This window comes from Arthrobacter sp. CMU6 (assembly GCF_059090205.1).
In genome coordinates, this window is record NZ_JBNHFL010000068.1 from 1 (window position 1) to 3,759 (window position 3,759).

A 3,759-nucleotide genomic window follows, 5' to 3' on the forward strand; every position below is an offset into this window, starting at 1 on the left:
TGTTTTCTTTGATCGCTCTGTTCAGGTGGTTTATTACCATTTTTTTCTTCTAAACCCGCCACCACGGTTTGCCCCCCGCCGGTCGGGGGCCCCACTACTTTGTTGCCCACGTATCGCCGCGATTCACCGCTCTGCCCTAGATGCATAGCTGGTCAACTCACGTCAGCAAGACCCACACCCCAATCTGACATCGTCGGTCCTGATGTCTGGACCGGGTGTTCAGGGACGACGTCTTAGCACCGTGAGATGTCTTTTGCTGAGGGAAACAGGAGGCTGGTACCACTTGGTGCCGGCCTCCCCTGCCTTAACATCCGCAGCTCTACCCTGCCCTACGGGTTTCCGTCCCCGGTGGGCCGTTTACGCCAGGGCCGGCCCCTCGCGCCTCTCGATCAGAGGTTGCACAACTGACGCGGCCGCTGCTATCAAGGCCAGGGATCCGTGGATCCAGATGCCGGTGTTCAAAAGGTGACGTGGGGGGACGCAGGTCCCAAGGTTTTCATAAGGTACCTGCAATAACTCTTTGACTCCCGGTAATCCTCCGATCCTCTGGAATCGGAAGACCGACGCGAAAAAACACGCGAGGTGCCGCTATCGAATCAGCGCAAACGCCCTGCGCATCCCCATTTAGTAGTCATCGGCCAGCCAAAAAGTGGCCACCGCACACCGGAGAGTTCCAATGAAAAAATTTGCACCCTTTGCTTTGCTCACCGCTGCTCTATTTGCCGTCTCTTCGGCGGCCGTGGCCGGGCCTCCACCAATTCGTGAAGACTTAGTCCCGCAAGAGGCCACTGCTGCGCAAAGCTGCGAAACCTTTGGGCTGCGGGTCGAAGGTACAGATGCCAAGGCGCGCGTCAAGACGTTCAAAAACGGTAAACAGATTATCTCGGGCAAGGGCTATCTTCTGACGTATACAAACTTGGTATCCGGGGAATCCATTACCTTCGAAACCCAAGGGACGGCTGAGGTAACATCGGCTCCCGTCAACAATGTCGTGACAGTCACCGCCACGGGGAGCAACGGCCTGATCCTGTTCGACACAGATGCGTCCGAAGTTCCAGGCGTGGATACGCCGTCAGCAATCCAATACACGGGCCGCATCGTTTACACCATCAACCTCAAAACCGGGGTCTTTACCCTGATCAGTGCTTCCGGACAGCAGCGGGATCTCTGCGCCGAGTTGGCGTAGGAAACAACGGGTTGGGCCGCGGCGGCTCTTTAGTGAGCACCGCGGCCCTTGCACTTTGGAATCCCTCACCCGTCGTGAGCAGGTCTTCTCTTCAAGGTGCCCCGGACCGTCAAGACCGTAGGACCATCCGCCGACGGAGCTTCTCTGCTGCTGATGACCGCCACAACGGGATCCGGAACCGCCGCCAGGCGATCATGTTGCGGCAACTGCTCAACCTCTCCAAAGCCATCACGACATGCACAAGGCGAACAACGACCTGCGCCGCTCACGGCAGATCTTGTGGTCTGTTGTTCTGTGCGCCAATCTTAGGTTATTCGTTTCGGCGGGCCGGGGGACATGGCTTTGCCGGTCAACGGGCCACGGCGGGGCACGCGTTTGGAAGGCTGCGATGGACGGTGACATTGAGCTGGAGGTCGGTTCAGGACAGGACGGTTACACTGTCCGTGTGATCCGTGCCCCGGCGGGGGGCGAAACGTCCGGTACCTTCCAGCTGGACGTGGAGGCGGTACTTACTAGGCTCACTGAGCTCGAGGCGACGGTCCTAGCGTCGGCCGTGCCGGCAAGGCGGACCATACCGCACGGCGAGAGACCTTTGCACGAGGTCGGAGTATATCTGTTCGAATCGCTGTTCACGGGTGGGGTGCGGGACACGTACCGGGCGAGTCTGGGGGTGGCTCAGCACAGCGGGCGGCAGTTGCGTGTAGTGCTCAGGCTTGCCACCGCCGAAGTAGCGGCCCTGCCATGGGAGATGCTCTTTGACCCGAGGACCGGGTCCTACCTATGCCAGGAAATGCCGCTGCTGCGACGCATCCCAGCAGCCGATTACAACCCCCACCCCCTCGAGGTGAAGCCCCCGCTGCGGATCTTGGGCATTGTGGCCGCTCCACGCAATTTGCCCGGGTTGGATGCGGACGCGGAAAAGCAGTACTTGGCCCAGGCGCTGGCAAAGCCGATCGCCGAGGGGTTGGTCGAGTTAGTCTGGGCACCGCAGGCAACCTGGGACGGCATCCAGACCACGCTGCTTGACGGGCCCTGGCACGTACTGCATTTTATCGGGCACGGAGACTACGACGTGAGCCGGCAGGAGGGCAGGATCGCGCTGGAATCAGAGACCGGCCGCAGCGCCATGGTGGAGTCCTCCCGGCTGATGCACTTGCTCAGGGAAGCGGAACCGACACCGCGGCTGGTGGTCCTGAACTCCTGCTCCTCCGGAGAAGCCGGACGGGAGGATCTGTTCTCCGGGACGGCCGCCGCCCTGGTCCGTGGCGGAATCAGCGCCGTGGCCGCGATGCAATTTACCATCAGCGATAGGGCAGCGATTGCGTTCGCCCGGGGGTTCTATGCCGCGATCGCGCACGGCCGTGACGTCGACAAGGCTGCCAGCAGCGGACGCCGATCCATTCTGGGCCAGGACAGCCTGGAGTGGGTGACACCCGTACTTTATGTGCGCGGGGACTCCACCCGCCTATTTACGCTCACTGGTTCTCCCGTTCCGTCCGAGCCTGAAGTCGCTCCTCCTCAGGTGATGCCCGAGCGGCCGCAGGCGGACCTGCTGAGGGCCCTCTACCTGCAGGCGGGCGCCGAACTTCAGACAAAAAACTACGCGGCGGCGATCGAATTCCTCGATGAGTTGCTCGCCATGGAGCCCGGATACGGCGACGCTGCGGAGTTGCGGAAAACCGCGCAGGGCCATCGGGAACTGGCCGAAACTTACCGTGCCGCCCGGGAAGCGGAGGAAGCCGGGAACTGGAGAGCAGCTGTCCGCGGCTACACACTTCTACAGGACAATCCCGACTTCCCGGACGCCGCGGACCGCAGTCGAGCGTGCTCAGCACGACAGCGCGTCACCGACCTGCAGGACGAACTGCGACTCCACGCCAAAGCCGGTGCGTGGCAGGCGGTTCTCGACACCGCCTCCGAGTTGTCTGTCCTTGACTCTGGCGCCGCTAACCCTAACGGGCTCGCCACTCGCGCCCGCTTGGAAGTCCTCTACACGCGGGCCCGTCGAGCCGAAGAGAACGGTAACTTGGATGCCGCCACCCAGGCCTATGCCCAGATCCTCACGACGGATCAGCACTTCCGCGACGCCGCCGTGCGCCATCGCAGCTGCGGGAGCACCAATGTACAACTCAGCGGACAAGGCCAACCCGGCGACCCGCTTCAATTCAAAACTTCTGATTATCGGCACTCGAATTCGGATAATGGTCTAGCCGCCGACGTCGAAGCTCCAGCTTCCGACACCCTAGTAATGCACGTGGCCTCAAATTATCCAGTCATCGCAGTAGTGTTCAGCCCCAACGGGGACCGTTTGATGACCGGCTGCGACGACACGACTGCCCGCATCTGGGACACGGGTACCAGCCGCGAGTTGCTTGTTGTCAAGCATGAAGGCACCATGAACGCAGTCTTTGCGGTGGCATGCGGCCGCGACGGTACCCGTCTGGCTACCGCCAGCGAGGACAGGACGGCGCGGATGTGGGACACCGCTACCGGTGCGCAACTGATGCAGGTCCACCACGGCAGTTCAGTTTACGGAGTGGCGTTGAGCCCCGACGGAACCCGTCTGGCCACTG

The 3,759-nt window shown here is 61.7% G+C and carries 2 protein-coding genes; both read left to right on the forward strand.

From position 1 onward, the window contains the following. Positions 1–676: 676 nt before the first annotated feature. Positions 677–1,186, forward strand: a complete 510-nt coding sequence (locus tag AC5RWD_RS23020) for a hypothetical protein (protein ID WP_494022237.1) — start codon at positions 677–679, stop codon at positions 1,184–1,186. Between the two features lie 592 nt (positions 1,187–1,778). Further along, on the forward strand, positions 1,779–3,759 hold a 1,981-nt coding region (locus AC5RWD_RS23025; RefSeq protein ID WP_494022238.1), incomplete at its 3' end, for a CHAT domain-containing protein.

Excerpts from the sequence above, each read along its gene's own strand:
- AC5RWD_RS23020 (WP_494022237.1), top strand. The coding sequence starts at position 677 with ATGAAAAAATTTGCACCCTTTGCTTTGCTCACCGCTGCTCTATTTGCC.